The 16,267-nt window shown below is 66.6% G+C and carries 17 protein-coding genes and 1 tRNA gene; 6 read left to right on the forward strand and 12 right to left on the reverse strand.

Features of this window, described 5'->3' with window-relative positions:
• Window positions 1-17: 17 nt before the first annotated feature.
• Both ATO3_RS28805 and ATO3_RS28810 read left to right on the forward strand, forming a co-directional pair.
• Window positions 18-455 (forward strand): hypothetical protein, encoded by a 438-nt coding sequence (locus ATO3_RS28805; protein ID WP_158217947.1) that lies wholly within the window; start codon window positions 18-20, stop codon window positions 453-455.
• A 7-nt stretch (window positions 456-462) separates the two neighbouring features.
• On the forward strand, window positions 463-873 hold the full coding sequence (locus ATO3_RS28810; protein WP_158217948.1) for an adenylyltransferase/cytidyltransferase family protein: 411 nt from the start codon (window positions 463-465) through the stop codon (window positions 871-873).
• Window positions 874-1,166: 293 nt separating this feature from the next.
• Here ATO3_RS28810 and ATO3_RS10965 read toward each other — a convergent pair whose 3' ends face one another.
• The 5 genes from ATO3_RS10965 to ATO3_RS10985 all read right to left on the reverse strand — a co-directional run bounded on the left by ATO3_RS10965 (window position 1,167) and on the right by ATO3_RS10985 (window position 5,401).
• Window positions 1,167-1,925: a DUF2182 domain-containing protein gene (locus ATO3_RS10965; RefSeq protein ID WP_158217949.1), complete on the reverse strand. Its 759-nt coding sequence runs from the start codon at window positions 1,923-1,925 to the stop codon at window positions 1,167-1,169.
• Between the two features lie 86 nt (window positions 1,926-2,011).
• Window positions 2,012-2,626, reverse strand: a complete 615-nt coding sequence (locus ATO3_RS10970) for a DUF1326 domain-containing protein (RefSeq protein ID WP_088649874.1) — start codon at window positions 2,624-2,626, stop codon at window positions 2,012-2,014.
• Between the two features lie 350 nt (window positions 2,627-2,976).
• A complete protein-coding gene (locus ATO3_RS10975) occupies window positions 2,977-4,296 on the reverse strand; it encodes a glycine cleavage T C-terminal barrel domain-containing protein (RefSeq protein WP_088649875.1) in 1,320 nt (439 codons plus the stop codon).
• Between the two features lie 490 nt (window positions 4,297-4,786).
• Window positions 4,787-4,863: transfer RNA gene (locus ATO3_RS10980), tRNA-His, on the reverse strand.
• Window positions 4,864-4,918: 55 nt separating this feature from the next.
• Entirely contained in the window at window positions 4,919-5,401 is a 483-nt protein-coding gene (locus tag ATO3_RS10985; protein ID WP_088649925.1) for a GNAT family N-acetyltransferase, read from the reverse strand.
• 77 nt (window positions 5,402-5,478) lie between these two features.
• Here ATO3_RS10985 and ATO3_RS10990 point away from each other — a divergent pair, with 77 nt between their 5' ends.
• Window positions 5,479-5,667, forward strand: coding sequence for a DUF6324 family protein (locus tag ATO3_RS10990; protein WP_088649876.1), 189 nt, complete (start codon window positions 5,479-5,481; stop codon window positions 5,665-5,667).
• A 75-nt stretch (window positions 5,668-5,742) separates the two neighbouring features.
• Here ATO3_RS10990 and ATO3_RS10995 read toward each other — a convergent pair whose 3' ends face one another.
• From ATO3_RS10995 to ATO3_RS11025, 7 genes are all read right to left on the reverse strand, one after another.
• On the reverse strand, window positions 5,743-6,189 hold the full coding sequence (locus ATO3_RS10995; protein ID WP_408630808.1) for an MmcB family DNA repair protein: 447 nt from the start codon (window positions 6,187-6,189) through the stop codon (window positions 5,743-5,745).
• A 666-nt stretch (window positions 6,190-6,855) separates the two neighbouring features.
• Complete coding sequence (locus ATO3_RS11000) at window positions 6,856-7,188, reverse strand: hypothetical protein (RefSeq protein ID WP_088649878.1); 333 nt, start codon at window positions 7,186-7,188, stop codon at window positions 6,856-6,858.
• A 282-nt stretch (window positions 7,189-7,470) separates the two neighbouring features.
• Window positions 7,471-7,953 (reverse strand): transcription antitermination factor NusB, encoded by a 483-nt coding sequence (gene nusB / locus ATO3_RS11005; RefSeq protein WP_088649879.1) that lies wholly within the window; start codon window positions 7,951-7,953, stop codon window positions 7,471-7,473.
• 15 nt (window positions 7,954-7,968) lie between these two features.
• Window positions 7,969-8,499 (reverse strand): 6,7-dimethyl-8-ribityllumazine synthase, encoded by a 531-nt coding sequence (locus ATO3_RS11010; protein ID WP_088649880.1) that lies wholly within the window; start codon window positions 8,497-8,499, stop codon window positions 7,969-7,971.
• Between the two features lie 4 nt (window positions 8,500-8,503).
• Window positions 8,504-9,625 (reverse strand): 3,4-dihydroxy-2-butanone-4-phosphate synthase, encoded by a 1,122-nt coding sequence (gene ribB / locus ATO3_RS11015; RefSeq protein ID WP_088649881.1) that lies wholly within the window; start codon window positions 9,623-9,625, stop codon window positions 8,504-8,506.
• Window positions 9,626-9,973: 348 nt separating this feature from the next.
• Window positions 9,974-10,555: a hypothetical protein gene (locus ATO3_RS11020; RefSeq protein WP_088649882.1), complete on the reverse strand. Its 582-nt coding sequence runs from the start codon at window positions 10,553-10,555 to the stop codon at window positions 9,974-9,976.
• Complete coding sequence (locus tag ATO3_RS11025) at window positions 10,555-11,142, reverse strand: riboflavin synthase (RefSeq protein WP_088649883.1); 588 nt, start codon at window positions 11,140-11,142, stop codon at window positions 10,555-10,557. Before ATO3_RS11025 ends, ATO3_RS11020 begins: the two co-directional genes overlap by 1 nt.
• A 166-nt stretch (window positions 11,143-11,308) precedes the next feature.
• On the opposite strand from ATO3_RS11025, the gene ATO3_RS11030 reads away from it, so the two are divergent.
• The 3 genes from ATO3_RS11030 to ATO3_RS11040 all read left to right on the forward strand — a co-directional run bounded on the left by ATO3_RS11030 (window position 11,309) and on the right by ATO3_RS11040 (window position 16,168).
• Window positions 11,309-12,772, forward strand: a complete 1,464-nt coding sequence (locus tag ATO3_RS11030; protein WP_233152103.1) for a capsule biosynthesis protein — start codon at window positions 11,309-11,311, stop codon at window positions 12,770-12,772.
• Window positions 12,773-13,040: 268 nt separating this feature from the next.
• The gene (locus ATO3_RS11035) at window positions 13,041-14,174 is read left to right on the forward strand and encodes a polysaccharide biosynthesis/export family protein (protein ID WP_233152104.1); all 1,134 of its coding nucleotides are present in this window, start codon (window positions 13,041-13,043) and stop codon (window positions 14,172-14,174) included.
• 2 nt (window positions 14,175-14,176) lie between these two features.
• Window positions 14,177-16,168: a capsular polysaccharide biosynthesis protein gene (locus ATO3_RS11040; protein WP_233152105.1), complete on the forward strand. Its 1,992-nt coding sequence runs from the start codon at window positions 14,177-14,179 to the stop codon at window positions 16,166-16,168.
• Window positions 16,169-16,267 lie beyond the last annotated feature (99 nt).

The following is a 16,267-nucleotide window of genomic DNA, read 5'->3' on the forward strand; positions in this document are numbered from 1 at the left end:
GTATGGGGAGGACTTCGATGGCTGATGGTTCTGATCTCGACCCGAAGCGGCGGACGCTTCTGGCATCGGTTCTGGCCGGTGGCGCGCTTTATGCTGTTCCAATGATCGCCACGCTCACGTCGGCCACGACTGCGCATGCGGCGGGCAACGGCGGTCGGCCTGAAACGCCTGGCGCACAGGGTCAGGGACCTGACCGCCGCCCGGCCGAGCCCGGAGAGGGCGGGCGTGGTGTCGATACCGACAGGAACCCCGGCAACGGTCACGACGGCGGACCCGGGGACGGCGCTGCCGGATCTTCGAGCGATGGCGGAACAGGGGACGGCGCCGGCTCTTCGGAGGGTGGCGGAGCCACAGATGGCGGCGCAACGTCGAGCGACGGGGGCTCCGGCTCGGGCGATCCCGTCGCAGGCACTGGCCCGTTCCGGCCATCGGACATCGGACGCGGCTTCGCCTGAGCCTGACGTGCTGACGGTTTTCACCGAAGGCGTCTTCGATCTGCTGCATGCCAATCACATGGCGATGCTCCGGCAGGTCCGAAGCATGGGTGATCGCCTGATTGTGGGCGTCACACCGGATGCCGACGCTGCGGCCTACAAGCGGGTTCCGATCCTGACGCTCGAGGAACGCATGGAAACGCTGCGGGCGTCAGGCCTGGCCGATGAGGTCGTCGTATGCCCAACCGCCAACGGAGCGGCTTTGACAGAAGCGTTCCTGAAAGCCCACGACATCGGGCTGGTCGTCTATTCAGGCACCGGCTGGGACGAATTTTACCGCGTTCCGACAGAGATGGGCATCATGCTGAGACTGCCCTACCGGGGCGGTCTTTGCACCTCGACGATTATCGACCGCATCCGTGCCCGCGACGATCTTTGATCCCGGCCCCGGCAGCCGCTGCCCCATCCACTTGCCGATATGCGAGCCCTGCGATTGCTCCAGGACCAGCTTGTCCCGGTGTTGATCGACGGTTCGACCTGATGGTGCAGTTCGCAGGTGGTGCGGACCCCTTTGTCCGTTCGCTGCGGTCGGCCCAAAACAACGACAGCGGTTTACGCCGAAACGGCCCGGCATCGGGCGAATGCGCGCGGCAATAGCCAGTTTGCTCATTAAGCGAACCTGATAGTCACGGCCGTGATCAATAGCTTAGGTCCACCCAGTTCTCCACTCAGCTACGCGTCCCCCCATAAGGCGACAACCAGGGCCAGTCCTCCGGAAATCAGGACAGCCGATGAAAGTTTCGTCAGCCACGGCAGACCCAGGGCAAGCTTCTCCAGCCCCACGAAGAGGGCAAGCGCCGCAATCCAGAGCAGGTTCATGACTCCTCCGACAAAAAGCAGCACCATCAAGGCCCAGCAACAGCCCAGGCAGACCACCCCATTCTGCATCCCCATGCGAAGCGCACCAAGGAGTCCCGGCTTCCAGTTGTGAAGGAAGAACAGGAATGGATGCTGGCAATGCCGCAGGCAGGCCTGCTTGAGCGGCGAGACCTGATAGAGGCCCGCACCGACAAGAACCGCCGCCGCCATCGATGCTTGCGAGAACTCCATCATGGCGTTTACCTGACCGAGCGACACCAGCCCCCATTGCAGGACCGTTGCGGCGAGGCTGAAACCACCCCAGACCATCAAATACCCGAACAGAAACACCGAAGCGGCGGCAAAGGGGTGGTCAACCTTGTTATTCTTTCGCACGAGTGTCGTGTAGAACAGGATCGTCGGCGCGGCGCTGGGGACCATCATTGCGACCATCATGACCCACCACATCATGAAGACCAGCACCCCGTAGCGCGGCGTCCACGCGACCGATGCCATCATCATGTCCGGCATCCTGACCACCATACTGGTCATCTCGATGGCGGACATCGGCATACCTATCCCGGTGACGGTATAGGCCGCCGCGATCATCACCACGGTGACAAGCCCGGCCATGGTGATGAAACGGTCCCGCTTTAGCGTACGTTCGAAAGGGCCTCCATCATTCGCGCGTGCGCCACGCCCGTTCATGCCCGGCCCGTTCAAGCAGACCAGGCAAACGGGGCGAAGTGCCCGTTCCTGGAACCGGTGGCATCGTCCCAGTCAATCCCGAACGCATTGAAACGGCTGTTCAACGCCTTGGCGAGGGCAAGGCTCGTGCTGACCGGGTGGGGAACGTTTTCGATCCTGACAGGGCCGCCGTCCGGAAGAGCGCTGGTGATCACCTCGATCTGCTGGTCGACCATGTCGCCGGCCGACACGGATATCCTGTTGCCGTCGGACACAAAATGGATTGGGCGTTTCTCCATACCGGCCACTTCGCCGACAAGCGGTCCCAAAGCCTCCATCGGACCACCGGCCGCCCCTGTCGCGATGTCACCGATCGCGGCCGTCTGTTCATCGCTGGCCTTCTCATCCACGATCAGACCGACCTTGATGTTCCCGTCAGCCATTGCGCCGGGCGCATGCAAAAGGACGATGAAACTCAGGCCGTCCAGCGAAACCCCGTCCTTTTCGCCCTTGGTGATTTTCATCGCGATCGCCGCCTTGCAATCGCCTTCTGTCGGGACCGCCGTCAGATTTGACGTGATGCAAGGGCACAGGAAATCGCAGTTGCAGGTCTCCATGTAGTCGCCCTCGATGTGCCATTCAGCCATTGTCTTTCCTCCCTGACCAGCGTCAGGATAGCACGTCGGACCAATTCATGCACGCGTGTGGTCGACAGGCGGGGAAGTCTCCTTGTGAATTTAGGATCTTAGACACCTGCCTGACTGATGTCCGTGGCGGCCGCGAAAAGCAGTCGCGGCAGGTCGGCAGGCACTCCGAAAACCACGCACGACCGGCCTGCGCCCATGGTACCGAAGAAGCCGTTCCCGGCCAGGAAAGCGAGGCGATCGACCGTTTGAAGCAGCGCATGATGACGGTCGCTGCGGGGCGGCGCTGCCGGCCTCGAACAGCCTCTGCAGAAGGGCGTCCGCCGGTGCGGAACCCGCGGTGCATCCACCTGTCAGGAGGCCCAGTCGCGGCCGGCGGCATGGGCACGTTCGCGCGCGCTCGGCGTTTTCGACGGGCGGAACGGGACCTCCACGACCTCCGCGTCGACCGGTTGGCCGGTCCTTTCGGCATAGGCCTCCGGCAATTCGACACGAAACGCGGTTTCAGGCCCGCTCATCTCCCAGGGGACATACCCGAGGGCAATGTTGTGCCCAAGCTCCGGCGACCACCAGGGCGACGTGATGTAACCGACACGCGCGCCATCAGGCGTGCTGATCAGCCAGAAATCAGGGGCATAGTCGGTGATCGGCTTCCCCCCCATGGCCAGGCCGACAAGCTTGAGCCGAAAGGGCGACCGACCCTCGTCGATCGCGGCCCGTTGCGCCTCAAGCGCGGCACGGCCGATGTAGTCGGACTGCTTCTTGCGGGGCACCTGGTATGCAAGGTTCAGCTGCAGGGGCGACGTTTCGATATCCATGTCCTGCCCCCACGACAGGATGCCGGCGGCGATGCGCCGGTGATGCGCCGGCGCGATCACCCGCAGCCCAAAGCGCGCGCCCAGGCTCCGGATCTCGTACCAGACCAACTCGGCGTTGAGCGAGGCGTCCCGGACAAAGACCTCGTAGCCCTTTTCCCCCGAGAATCCGGTTTGGCTGACCACGACGGGACATCCCGCCAGCTCCGCCTCCATCAGCCCGTAATAGGGCAGATCGTGGATCGCATCGCCGAAAAGCTCGGCCATGAACTCCTCGGACAGGGGGCCCTGGATCTGAAGCGGGGCCACGTCCAGTTCGGCGATATCGACATCGAGGCCGAGGCCCACGTTCACGCCCTGCAGCCACAACAGGACATCGCTGTCCGACAGCGAGAACCAGAACTCGTCCTCGGCCAGCCTCAGCAGCACCGGGTCGTTCACGATCCCGCCCTTCTCGTTGCAGAGGATCGCGTATTTGCCCCGCATGGGCGCGATCTCGGTCGCATCGCGCGTGATGACGCGGTTCACGAAGGCTTCGGCCTCGGGGCCGCGGACCCGGATCTGGCGCTCGACCGCCACGTTCCAGAGCGTCACGCGGTTGACCAGCGCGTCATACTCGGCCATCGCGCCGCCATCCTCCGGCTTCACGTAGCCGCGGGGGTGATACATCCGGTTGTAGACTGTCGCGCGCCAGCAGCCGGCCTCGACCGACAGATGCCAGAACGGCGATTTGCGCACGCGTGTCGAGATAAGCATCTGCACGGGCGTGGGCCCGGATTGGCGCAGATTGCGCGGGACCAATCGGTCGGATTGATCGACGCCGGGCACGTTGGGATGCGTGCGGGGTGCGGTCTTCATGGCGAACCTCCCTCGTCGAATCACCCCAAGGATGCCTGTTGGAGGACCCTTTTCGCAAGGAACGCGGGTTGGGCGGCGCCATGGAGACCCCGGATCAGGGGTGTGCGAGGGCGTGGCGATTACGCTCGACCGGCCGATCGTTCAAAAGGCCGGAACTCCGATCCGCATTCTTCTCGACCTGGACAGGAACGGCAAAGAAGACAAGCCCGATCCGGACGATACCGGTGGGACCGACCTCCGCCGCATCGGAGGACTCAAGACGGATTTTCGGACGTCTGCAATTGCCGACTTTATATCTTTGATCGCAAATCTGCGCGCCCATCAGGCAGGACCAGCCCGCCTTTGCCTGCATCTCTACGGCCGTTTTCAGCGCGCGCCTTGTTCAGGCCGGCTCCAACTGCCGGGCGTTCAAGGCAGTTGCCGCAAGCAGCCGGCCCAAACACAGGTCCAAAGGCCCGCACACGCAAAGCACCGATTTCAAGGAATTTTTTGGTACCGCCTCCCCGGCTTGAACGGGGGACCTCTGGATCCACAATCCAGCGCTCTAACCAACTGAGCTAAGGCGGCACTGGCGGCTCATGTACCCAAGGCCGCCCCCCTTTGCAACCCGATTCCAACCCGATCAGAGAGAGATCCGCCAGCTCTGTTCCACCAGCTGCACGCCGAAGCTCGTCACCGGCTTGCTCTCGGTCAGCTCCCACCCCGTGGCGCGGTAGAGCGCACAGGCCGCGCGGTGGCTTTCATGGGTCCAAAGCTGCATCCCGCCATAGCCCGCCCCGCGCGCGAAGCCCATGCAGGTCGCCAGCAGCCGCTTGCCCAGCCCCTGCCCCCGCGCCTCGGGCTCCAGCAGGAACAGCCGCAGCTTGGCGGTCCTGTCATCCAGCCGAACGCAGAAGATGCTGCCAAGACGCCGGTCCCCGGCCTCGGCGATCCAGCCCCGTTCGCATGCCGGATCGTGCCCGGCGATGAAGGCGTCAAGGATCGCGGCCACCAGCGGCCCGAAACTGTCGTCGAACCCCTCGTCGCGCGCGTAAAGCGTCTGGTGCCGCTCTACCAGCCACGGTGCGTCCCCGGCGCGGAACTCTCTGATCACAGGCGCATCCATGGCGTCAGCGAAGCCCAAGCCCGCTTGCTTTTCAAGCGCGATGCCGCTAGCCAGACCCGTCATCGACGGAGGCCAGCATGGGCATCAACACGGAAAGCGATATCGAGGCCAACCTGCAGATCGGTCCGACCGACAAGGGCATGGTGCGGCTCTTCATCGAGGCGAAGGGGCTTGAGGTTCCGATGGATTTCGAACCCGACGAGGCCCGCGAGATCGCCGAAGAGATCATGGCCGCCGCCAATGCCGCGGAGAGCGTGAAGCGCTGACAGGGCACGACGCCGGCAAGGGGGCTGCCAACAGACCGACCCGCCCGGCCCCTTGTCCCCTGTCCCGGCCCGCGCTTATCCCAGGACCATCTCGGGGTCCCGCAGCGCCTGCAGGCGCCGGGCCGCGTGGGTGGCGAATTTCTGGATCATCACCTTGCGCCGCGCCGGCGCCAGCTTGTCCTCGGGGCCCATGCGGATCACCTCGGCATCATAGGCGTCGGCGATGATCAGCCCCGTGTCGGTGGGCAGCAGATCGGTCGGGAACTCGGTATCGACCGCCCAGAAGAACCGGTCGCACCACTCCAGATACCCATGCCACTTGCCGTCGCTCATGTAATCCGCGCGTGAGGATTTGCATTCGACGATCCAGATTTCGCCCTTCGGGCCAAGCGCCAGCACATCCACGCGCAGCCCCCGCACGGGCACGAATTCCTCGACCGTGACAAGGCCCAGACCGGCCAGGTGGCGGCTGACACCGCGCGCCAGAAGCTGGCCTGGCATAAGCTGTGGAACAGGGTTCATATCCATGAGGACAGGATATGAACGAACCGGGAACGAAATCAACCGCAAAGGAGGGGTTGTCGCGCCCCCTCCGGACACATAGGTTCATCCGGCGACGGGGTCTGCCCTTCCTGTGGACGGGTGCATTCCGGTGGCCTTAAGCAATTCCGAGGGAGCTGGCTCTGTCTAGGCCCTGGTCTAGTTACCTGGCGCCCACCTGTATATACAGGTCCTCGGGAATGAGAATACCGCACGTTTGTGGTGGTCCCCCGTCGCATATTCCCCTCTTTTGGCATGTTCCCCGCGTTTGACAGGGGGGGCCGGATCACGCTGCCCGGCCCCAGGCCGCAACGGCGGCGTCCACCTGGTGCACCGCCCGGCGTGCCACAGGGTCACGGGCCCTGCCCCCTCCACCGCGTCAGCATCCAACGCGTCAACACTGCTGCGGCGAAAGCCTGGCCCGTTGCTCAGGCTCCGAAGCGCGAACCGGTATTGCTGTCCCGGCCAGTCGCGGTTGCCCTCCGGAAGCTCAGGCGGGCGGGGACATGGCTCTTGCCCGCACCGTTGGCGCCGGTGACGATCAGACGCTGCATCCTGTCCCCAAAACGAAAAAGATGCCCGCAGCCATTGGCCCGGGCATCCCGCCTGTCTTTCTCTGCAGTGTCCCGGCCCGGGCCGAAGACCGCGTTAGCGCCGCTGGCGCAGGTTCCGTTGCAGCGGGTTGCGATCGCGCTCGGCCGGCACGCGGACCGGCACGTAATCGACCACGCCGTAACCCCGGCCGCCGCCGGTGTCGTCCGACTCGGCCATCGACATCACGTAGATGCCGAACTGCACGCCCGCGAAGACGATGCCGTTGAAGAACCACAGCAGGAAGGCGGCCAGCAGTCCCACGTCAGAGCCAAGGATCAGCCCCCGCAGGTTGACGACGTTGAAGCCCAGCAGCAGGGCCACGAAAACCGCGGCGATCCCGAAGCCGATAAGGCACTGGCGCAGGTAGAGTTTCAGAAGATCAGGCATGAGCGTTTCCCCTCTTACATCTCGAAGGTAGCATGTCTGAGCAAAGGGTCCAGCCCTTCCCGCTTCCCCGTGGCCATATACCGCTATCATGGCAAAACGCCGCGATTCGGGACGGACCGTCGCCGGGCCGGAGTGTCAAAGAAACGGCACGTGCCGGAAAAACCGTCAGGGCTCAGGGGGTCCGGCGCGCCGTGCCCGGCGCAATGCGGCAGCGCGGCGAGTCGCAGGCCCGCCCAATCGCAGCGTCACCGCGACACCGACCGGCGCACCCAGAACCGGCGCTCAGAACGCCTCGGGCCTGGCCTCGCGCGCCATGTGATCCAGCACGGCATTGACGAAACTCGCCTCCTTGCCCTCGGGAAAGAAGGCGCGGGCGATGTCGACATATTCGCTGATCACCACCTTGGGCGGCGTGTCCGACTGAGTCATCTCGGCGCCCGCGGCGCGGAACAGGCCGCGCAGGGTCGGGTCGATCCGCGCGATGGGCCACTTGGCCACCAGCGCGCGGTCGGTCATCTGGTCGATCGTCGCCTGGTAATTGACCGCATCCCCGATCGTCTTCTCGAAAAGCGCGACATCGCCTTCCAGGAATTCGTCGCCGTCGTAGGTCGCGCCGAAGCGGTAATCGAGGAACTCCTTCACCACCTGGCGGGTGGATTGTTCCGATTTCTCCATCTGGAACAGGGCCTGCACGGCATAAAGCCGGGCGGCGGATTTCATCTTGCGCTTGAGGTTGCCGGAACGGGCGGGCGTGTCTGCGGTCATCGGACGGATCGGGGCCTAACGGTCGGAAGAAAGGAAATCGCCCGCGGAGGTCTTGAAACCGACGCCCTTGGTGCGATCGCCCCACTTACGGCTGAGCGCCAGCAGATGCAAGGCCGCCGCCGCGGCACCGCCGCCCTTGTCCTGATCCGCCGGATCGGCGCGCACGACGGCCTGCTCGCGGGTCTCGACCGTCAGGATGCCGTTGCCGATGCACAGGCCCTGCAGGCCCATCAGCTGGATCGCCCGGCTCGAATCGTTGCAGACGGTGTCGTAATGCGTCGTCTCGCCCCGGATCACGCAGCCCAGCGCGACATAGGCGTCGTAATCGCACAGCCGCGCCGCCATGCCGATCGCGGTTGGCACTTCCAGCGCGCCGGGCACCTCGGCCACCTCGGCGGTGCCGCCGGCCGCCTCGATCTCGGCCTTTGCACCTGCGATCAGGTTGTCGGCGATATCCCGGTAATAGGGTGCCACGACGATCAGCACCTTGGGCGCCTCGTCGAAGCTTGGCCGTGGCAGCGCGTAATGGGTTTCGGAACCGGCCATGATACTAGTCCTTCGAGATCGGGCGCGTGCCCGTGATTTCCAGCCCGTAGGCCTCGAGGCCCACCACGTTGGGCACCTTGTGATTGGTCACCAGCACCAGCTTAGACAGCCCCAGCGAGGTCAGGATCTGCGCGCCCAGCCCGTATTGCCGCAGCGTCTGGGGCGACACGTCGCTCTGGTCGGTCAGCTTCATCGACAGGTCGCGCAGCAACACCACGACACCCCGCCCCTCTTCGGCGATGATCTTCATGGCGTCGGAGAATTCGCTCGCCCGTTCGACCCCGCAGGCGCCAATCACGTCCCGCATCGGATCCAGCACGTGCATCCGAACCGGCACCGGCTCGTCCGTGGTGATGTCGCCCTTGATCAGCGCGATATGCTCGGCGCCCTTGGTCTCGTCGGTGAAGATCCGCAGATCCCAGTGCCCGCCATGCGCGCTCTCGATCGAGCGCCGCTCGGACAGGCGCACCAGGTTGTCGTTGCGCCGGCGATAGCCGATCAGGTCGCTGATCGTGCCGATCTTCAGCCCGTGCTTCTGGGCAAAGGCGATCAGGTCCGGCAGGCGCGCCATGGTGCCGTCCTCGTTCATGATCTCGCAGATCACGCCCGACGGGTTCAGCCCGGCCAGCCGCGCAAGATCCACCGCGGCCTCGGTATGGCCGGCACGCACCAGCACGCCGCCGTCGCGGGCGCGCAGCGGAAAGACATGACCCGGCGTGGCGATATCGGCCGGCCCCTTGGACGCGTCGATGGCCACCGCCACCGTCCGCGCCCGGTCATGGGCGGAAATGCCGGTCGACACACCTTCGCGCGCCTCGATCGACACGGTAAAGGCGGTCTCGTGCCGCGACGAATTGTTCGTCGACATCAGCCCCAGGCCCAGCGCGTCGATCCGCGAACCCGGCATCGCCAGGCAGATCAGCCCGCGCCCGTAGGTCGCCATGAAGTTGATCGCCTCGGGCGTGGCCATCTGCGCGGGGATGACAAGATCGCCCTCGTTCTCGCGGTCCTCGTGATCGACCAGGATGAACATGCGGCCGTTGCGGGCATCCTCGATGATCTCCTCGATCGAGGAGATCGCATCGCGCCAGTCCTGTTCGACGGGACCCGGTGTTTCAAAGCTCATGGATATGCCTTTCGCCAGTCCCGTCGCAGATACCCGTTTCGCCCGGCCTTGGCCAGTCTGCGGATGTTTCGAAAAGTCTAATCCGATCTTCAGAAAAACTCACGGCAAAGACATCTTGCACAGGCCCGGAGCGCGGCATTGATCGCCTTGCCCCCGCCCCCCTGGCGCCACGAAACTCCATCGCTCCAAATCGTTACCGTCCGATGAAGACCTGCGCTCTCCGTCCCCCCGCCACGCTCTTCGAGCGCAAAGGATCGCGGGGCCAAACGGGGTGGGTGGGCGGGAGTGCGGCCCCGCGATCCGGCCCCGCCCCCCGCGCGGGCCGCCCGGCTTTCCCGACCGAGTCGCTCACTGATGCGCGAAATACTCCGAGGACCTGAGATAGCCGCAGGCCTGCGCCGCCGTGCTCCATTCCTCTTCCAGGGGCGCGTCCCCGATGATCAGCACCTGCCGCGCCGGCATGCCCTGCGCGCGGATGAACCCCTGCACCCGCTCGCGCATCGCGCTCCAGCTCTCGGTGAACTTCGGTGCGGCGCCGGCGGCGTCCAGCACCGGGTTGGCCTGCAGAACCGCCCCGGGCTGCGCCGGCCGATGCACCAGCGTCAGCTTCTTCGCCGCGCGCACCTGCGCCAGCGCCCGCGTCTCCGCATCCGGCATCTCGGCCCCCGGGCCGATGACCCGCAGCGCATTCGAGGAGAACAGCAGCGCCAGGATGTCGTGCCCCGTCGCCTGCCGGCATTTCGCATAGGCCGCATAGCTCATGCCCAGCTCGGCCGCCCGCCGCACCCGCATCTTCACCACGAACAGCGGAATGGTCTTCGGCATCAGCTTCTGCCGCGCCCGTTTCCACTGGTAGGCGCGATAGGTCACGCCCCGGTCCATCGCCGGCCCGTTGTTGTGCCCGATCCCCGGCAGCTTGCGGCCTTCCATCAAGACGCCTCCGCCAGCCGGGCCACGTAGCGGGCCATCGTGTCGATCTCCAGGTTCACCCGGTCGCCCACGGCGACATCGCCCCAGGTCGTGACCTCCTTGGTATGCGGGATGATGTTCACCCCGAACACCGCCCCCTGCACGTCGTTGACGGTCAGAGAGGTCCCGTTCAGCGCCACCGACCCTTTCGGCGCGATGAACTTCGCCAGCGCCTCGGGCGCGCGGAACGCGAACCGCGTGCTGTCGCCCTCGTCCTGCATCGAGATCACCTCGGCCACGCCGTCCACGTGACCCGACACGATATGCCCGCCCAGCTCGTCGCCGACCTTCAGCGCGCGTTCCAGGTTGACCCGCTTGCCGATCTCCCAGGCGCCAAGGTTCGATTTCGACACGGTCTCGGCGCTGACCTGCACCTCGTACCAGTCCTCGCCCAGGGCCACGACGGTCAGGCAGACCCCGTCCGAGGCGATAGAGGCGCCGATATCGATGCCCTTAACGTCGTAGCTGGTGGTGATGCGCGCGGTCAGGTCTCCGCCCTGGTCCAAGGCGGTGACGGTGCCGATATCGGTGACGATCCCGGTAAACATGTAAGCCCCCGAAAGGTTGATCCTGGTCTGATATGCCTCCGGCCTACCGGCGCCACGCCCCTGCGGCAAGGGGATTTCTTGCGGCACCGCCCCCGTTGCGCCATAGTTTTTCCACAGGTGCTCTCTAAGGATCGCTCCAGCCGTTCCGGCGCCATGTGAGATGACGATGACGCAGCACCCGGTCCTTCGCGACAGCGCCGGCCCGACCGAGGGGCCGGGCGATCAGCCCGCCGCAGGCACGCGCGCGCCTTCCGCGTCGCGGGGCCGGCGGGGCGGTCCGTCCGCCGGGGCGGCGCGCAAGGCCGGCGCTCCCCCTGCCACGCAGAAGGACAAGGGCCCCGGTGGTGCCGGCAGCGCCCGGGCCTTCCTCTTCCTGCAGGGCCCGCACGGCCCCTTCTTCCATCAGCTCGGCCGCATGGTCCGCGCCGCCGGCGGCCGGGTCTGGCGCGTGGGCTTCAACGCGGGCGACCGCGCCTTCTGGTCCGACCGTGCCAGCAGCTACATCCCCTATCGCGGCACGCCCGAAGACTGGCCCGCCACCTTCACCGACCTCATCGGGCGCCACGGCATCACCGATATCGTCCTTTACGGCGACACCCGCCCGATCCACCGCGAGGCGGTGGAGATCGCCCGCGCCCGCGGCCTGACGATCCATGTCTTCGAAGAAGGCTACATGCGCCCCTACTGGGTGACCTACGAACGCGGCGGGTCGAACGGCAATTCCCGGCTGATCGACATGTCGGTCAAGGACATGCAGGTCGCGCTCGCCCTGTCGGACATGGAGGCACCGCTGCCCCCCGGCCATTGGGGCGACATGCGCCAGCACATGTTCTACGGCGCGCTCTACCACTGGTTCGTGATGTTCCGGAACCGCGACTACCGCAATTTCCGGCCGCACCGGGCGCTGTCGGTGACGGCCGAGTTCCGGCTGTACCTGCGGCGCCTGCTGCTGATCCCGGCCCATGCCGCCGACCGCCGCGCCGCCACCTGGCGCATCCGGCGCGGCGGCTTCCCCTATCACCTGGCGCTGCTGCAGCTCGAACACGACAGCGCGTTCCAGCAGCATTCGCCCTTTTCCACCATGTCCGAGTTCCTCGAAGAGGTGATCGAGGGCTTCGTCGAAGGCGCACCGCGCCATCACCACCTGGTGGTAAAGGCCCATCCGCTGGAAGACGGCCGCGTGCCCGTCCGCCAGGTCGTCCGTCAGCTCGCCCGGCGCTACGGCATCGCGGACCGCGTCCATTACGTGCGCGGCGGCAAGCTCGCGCAGCTTCTGAACGACGCCCGCACCGCCGTCACCGTCAATTCGACCGCCGGCCAGCAGGTGCTCTGGCGCGGCATCCCGCTGAAGGTCTTCGGTGCCGCCGTCTATGCCAAGCCCGAATTCGTCTCGACCCAGTCCCTGCCCGACTTCTTCGCCGCCGCCGCCCGCCCCGACAACCGCGCCTACAAGGATTACCGCCGCTACCTGCTGGAAACCTCCCAGCTTCCGGGCGGCTATTATTCCGCGCGCGGCCGCCGCCAGCTGTTGCGCCAGGTCGTCGACATGATGCTCGCCCCCGAGGATCCCTACGACGCGCTCAAGTCCGGCACCGCCGCGCCCCGCCAGCAACTGCGCCTCGTCACCTGAACCCGCGCCGACGCCCGTAGGGTGGGGTTTCACCCCACCGCCCCGACCGATCGGCCGGGCCCCGACATCCGCGCTGACATCAACCTCGCCCCGCAAAGTCCCCTGCCGCTGCAAAAATCCGCAACAGCGGCTCATGGGCAACAGTAAATGCCCCTCCCCGGGCCACGTCTTGCCGCGCACTGGATTTCGAACCCCGGTTCCGGTAGCTTTTCCCAAAACGGGTCAAAAGACCGCAGGCAAACAAGAACATGGTCGAGGAGACCGAGCAGTGACATCCCCAACCGTCCGGCGGGCGCTTTCGGTTGCCGTCCTGGCAGCAGGCGCCCTTGTGTCGTCCTGCGGGTTGCCGCAGGTCGGCCCGAACAAGTCACAGATCTTCCGCGGCTCCGTCCAGCGCGAAGGCGATGCCTTCATCGTCGACGTCAACGAACGCGTCACCCGCGCCACCGCCGTCGCCCCCGCGCTCGGCTTCAACTCCAGTTTCCAGAAGGCCGGCATCCTCGGCTCCGACACGATTCAGCCGGGCGACACGCTGGGCCTGACCATCTGGGAAAACGTCGATGACGGGCTGCTGGCCGACCAGGGTCTGAACTCCACCGCGCTGGAAGAGGTGCAGGTGGACGGCTCCGGCTTCATCTTCGTGCCCTATGCGGGCCGGCTCAAGGCCTCGGGCAACACCCCCGAACGGCTGCGCCAGATCATCACCGAAAAGCTCCAGGACCAGACACCCGATCCCCAGGTCCAGGTGCGCCGCCTCGCCGGCGACGGCTCCACCGTCTCGCTCGTGGGCTCGGTCGGCGCGCAGGGCATCTACCCGATCGAACGCCCCACCCGGACGCTCGCCACCATGCTGGCGCAAGCCGGCGGCGTCACGATCGAACCCGAAATCGCCCAGATCGTCGTGAAACGCGGGCAGGACACCGGCCAGATCTGGTTCCAGGACCTCTACGATTACCCCGAACTCGACATCGCGCTGCGCGGCGGCGACCAGATCCTGGTCGAGCCCGACACCCGCGCCTTCTCCGTCCTCGGCGCAACCCGCTCCCAAGCCCGCGTCCAGTTCGAGACCAAGGACCTCTCCGCGCTCGAGGCCATCGCCCAGGTCGGCGGCCTGGTGCCCACGTCCTCAGACCCCACCGGCGTCTTCATCTTCCGCAACGAGCCGGCGGAGATCGCCAATATCGTGCTGGGCCGCGACGACCTGATCGGTGCGCAGCGCATGGTCTACGTGCTCAACCTGACCGAGCCCAACGGCATGTTCGAGGCCCGCGATTTCGTCATTCGCGACGACGACACGCTTTACGTGACCGAGGCCCCCTACGCCCAGTGGACCAAGACGATCTCGCTGATCTCCGGCTCGCTGACGCCCTTTGCCAACGTCCAGACCCTCGCGGGCGGCTGATCTTGGCGGACGGCACGCCGTCACGCCTTTACGCCTATAACGGCGGGTTCTTCACCAGTCGCCGGATCCGCCGCATCCTGACGCTCTCGGGCTATTCCCTGCCCCTCGGCCTGCCCGGCCCCGACGATGCCGTCGTCACCTGGGGCGCCTCGCCCACCTCCCACCGTGGCCGCGCCGTGGCGGACAGGCGCGGCGTCCCCGTGGTCACCGTCGAAGACGCCTGGCTCCGCTCCCTCTTCCCCGGCCGCTCGGGCGAGCCGCCCCTCGGCCTGCTGATCGACCACGCAGGCGTACATTTCGACCCCGCGCAGCCCTCCGATCTCGAAACCCTGCTCGCCAGCCATCCGCTGGACGACACCGCGCTGCTCAATCGCGCCCGCGACGCGATCACCCGGATCCAGAACGCGCATCTGACGAAGTATTCCGCCGTCGACCCCGACGAACCCGTGCCGCCCCCCGGCTACGTGCTGGTCATCGACCAGACCCGGGGCGACGCCTCCGTCAACGCCTCGAAAGGCGACCGCGCGCGCTTTCTCGAAATGCTCTTCGTCGCGCAGGAGGAACACCCCGGCGCGCGCATCGTCATCAAGACCCACCCCGAGACCGCGCAGGGCCACCGCCCCGGCCATTACGGCCCCCAGGACACCAACGACCGCATCTCGCTCTACACCCGCCCCTGCAGCCCCTGGCCGCTGCTCGAAAGCGCCATCGCGGTCTATACGCTGTCCTCTCAGATGGGGTTCGAGGCGATCCTCGCCGGCCACCGCCCCCGTGTCTTCGGCCATCCCTTCTACGCCGGCTGGGGCCTCACGGACGAGGAAAACCCCCTTCCCCGCCGCCAGCGCCGCCTGACCCGCGCACAGCTCTTCACCGCCGCGATGCTGCTTTACCCGCGCTGGTACGACCCCTACCGCGACCGGCTCTGCACGCTCGAAGACCTGCTCGCCACCCTCGAAGCCCGCGCCCGCGCCTGGCGCGAGGACCGCCACGGATGGGTGGCCTCGGGCATGCGCCTGTGGAAACGCGCGCCCCTGCAGAAGGTCTTCGGCCAGTACCGCAAGATCCGGTTCATGGACGACCCCGAAGCCGCGCGCCGCAGCGGGCGCCCCTGGATGATCTGGGCCGGCAAAAGCAGCGAGGCCACGCAGGAGGCGATGTATGTCGAAGACGGCTTCCTGCGCTCGCGCGGCCTCGGCGCCGCCCTCGTGCCGCCGCTCTCGCTGGTGGTGGATGATCAAGGGATCTACTACGACCCGACGCGCCCCTCGCGGCTTGAAACGCTGATCCACGAGGCCAGCTGCGAGCTGCGCGCGGATCAGCGCCTGCGCACCGAACGCCTGATCGCCACGCTGACCGGCGCGGGGCTGAGCAAGTACAACCTGGCCGGAGACCTGCCCGACCTGCCGCCCGGCCATCGCATCCTGGTGCCGGGCCAGGTCGAGGACGATGCCTCGATCCGGCTGGGCACGGACCGGATCTCGACCAACCTCGGCCTGCTGAGCGCGGTGCGCGCGGCCCGCCCCGACGCGGTGCTGATCTACAAGCCGCATCCGGATGTCGAGGCCGGCCTGCGCCCCGGCGCGATCGAGGCCGAGGCGATCGCCGATGTCGTGCTGCGCAGCGCCGATCCCGCCGCGCTGCTGGGCGCGGTGGACGAGGTCTGGACCATGACCTCCCTGCTGGGGTTCGAGGCGCTCCTGCGCGGCGTCCCCGTCACCACCCTTGGCGCACCCTTTTACGCCGGCTGGGGCCTGACCACGGATCTGGGCCGCGTGCCCGTGCGGCGCGGGGTCCGGCCCGACCTGCTGCAACTGACCCACGCGGTGCTGATCGACTACCCGCGCTACTTCGACCCGGTCACCGGCACCGCCTGCCCGCCGGAGGTCGTGGTCGACCGCCTCGCCCACGGCCCCCTGCCCCGCCCCGGCCTCGGCAACCGCAGCCTGGCCAAGCTACAGGGCGCCTTCGCCACCTGGGCGCATCTCTGGCGCTAGACCGCCGGGCGGCGCCTCGGCCCAGTTTCCCCGAAGCGGCCCTTCGGACACAGAGCGGCTAGAGCCTCAGACCTTTAACCTGAGACATATCCGGCAGCC

It is taken from the genome of Marinibacterium profundimaris, from assembly GCF_002210095.1.
GTDB classification, from domain to species: domain Bacteria; phylum Pseudomonadota; class Alphaproteobacteria; order Rhodobacterales; family Rhodobacteraceae; genus Marinibacterium; species Marinibacterium profundimaris.

What these genes read in the sequence shown, in the direction of transcription:
- ATO3_RS28805 (WP_158217947.1), top strand. Translation starts at nt 18, where the DNA reads ATGGCTGATGGTTCTGATCTCGACCCGAAGCGGCGGACGCTTCTGGCA.
- ATO3_RS11025 (WP_088649883.1), bottom strand. Translation starts at nt 11,142, where the DNA reads ATGTTTACCGGGATCGTCACCGATATCGGCACCGTCACCGCCTTGGAC.
- ribB (WP_088649881.1), bottom strand. Translation starts at nt 9,625, where the DNA reads ATGAGCTTTGAAACACCGGGTCCCGTCGAACAGGACTGGCGCGATGCG.
- ATO3_RS11010 (WP_088649880.1), bottom strand. Translation starts at nt 8,499, where the DNA reads ATGGCCGGTTCCGAAACCCATTACGCGCTGCCACGGCCAAGCTTCGAC.
- ATO3_RS11000 (WP_088649878.1), bottom strand. Translation starts at nt 7,188, where the DNA reads ATGCCTGATCTTCTGAAACTCTACCTGCGCCAGTGCCTTATCGGCTTC.
- ATO3_RS10965 (WP_158217949.1), bottom strand. Translation starts at nt 1,925, where the DNA reads ATGGCCGGGCTTGTCACCGTGGTGATGATCGCGGCGGCCTATACCGTC.
- ATO3_RS10985 (WP_088649925.1), bottom strand. Translation starts at nt 5,401, where the DNA reads ATGGATGCGCCTGTGATCAGAGAGTTCCGCGCCGGGGACGCACCGTGG.
- ATO3_RS10990 (WP_088649876.1), top strand. Translation starts at nt 5,479, where the DNA reads ATGGGCATCAACACGGAAAGCGATATCGAGGCCAACCTGCAGATCGGT.
- ATO3_RS10970 (WP_088649874.1), bottom strand. Translation starts at nt 2,626, where the DNA reads ATGGCTGAATGGCACATCGAGGGCGACTACATGGAGACCTGCAACTGC.
- ATO3_RS11030 (WP_233152103.1), top strand. Translation starts at nt 11,309, where the DNA reads ATGACGCAGCACCCGGTCCTTCGCGACAGCGCCGGCCCGACCGAGGGG.
- ATO3_RS10995 (WP_408630808.1), bottom strand. Translation starts at nt 6,189, where the DNA reads ATGAACCCTGTTCCACAGCTTATGCCAGGCCAGCTTCTGGCGCGCGGT.
- ATO3_RS11020 (WP_088649882.1), bottom strand. Translation starts at nt 10,555, where the DNA reads ATGGAAGGCCGCAAGCTGCCGGGGATCGGGCACAACAACGGGCCGGCG.
- ATO3_RS10975 (WP_088649875.1), bottom strand. Translation starts at nt 4,296, where the DNA reads ATGAAGACCGCACCCCGCACGCATCCCAACGTGCCCGGCGTCGATCAA.
- nusB (WP_088649879.1), bottom strand. Translation starts at nt 7,953, where the DNA reads ATGACCGCAGACACGCCCGCCCGTTCCGGCAACCTCAAGCGCAAGATG.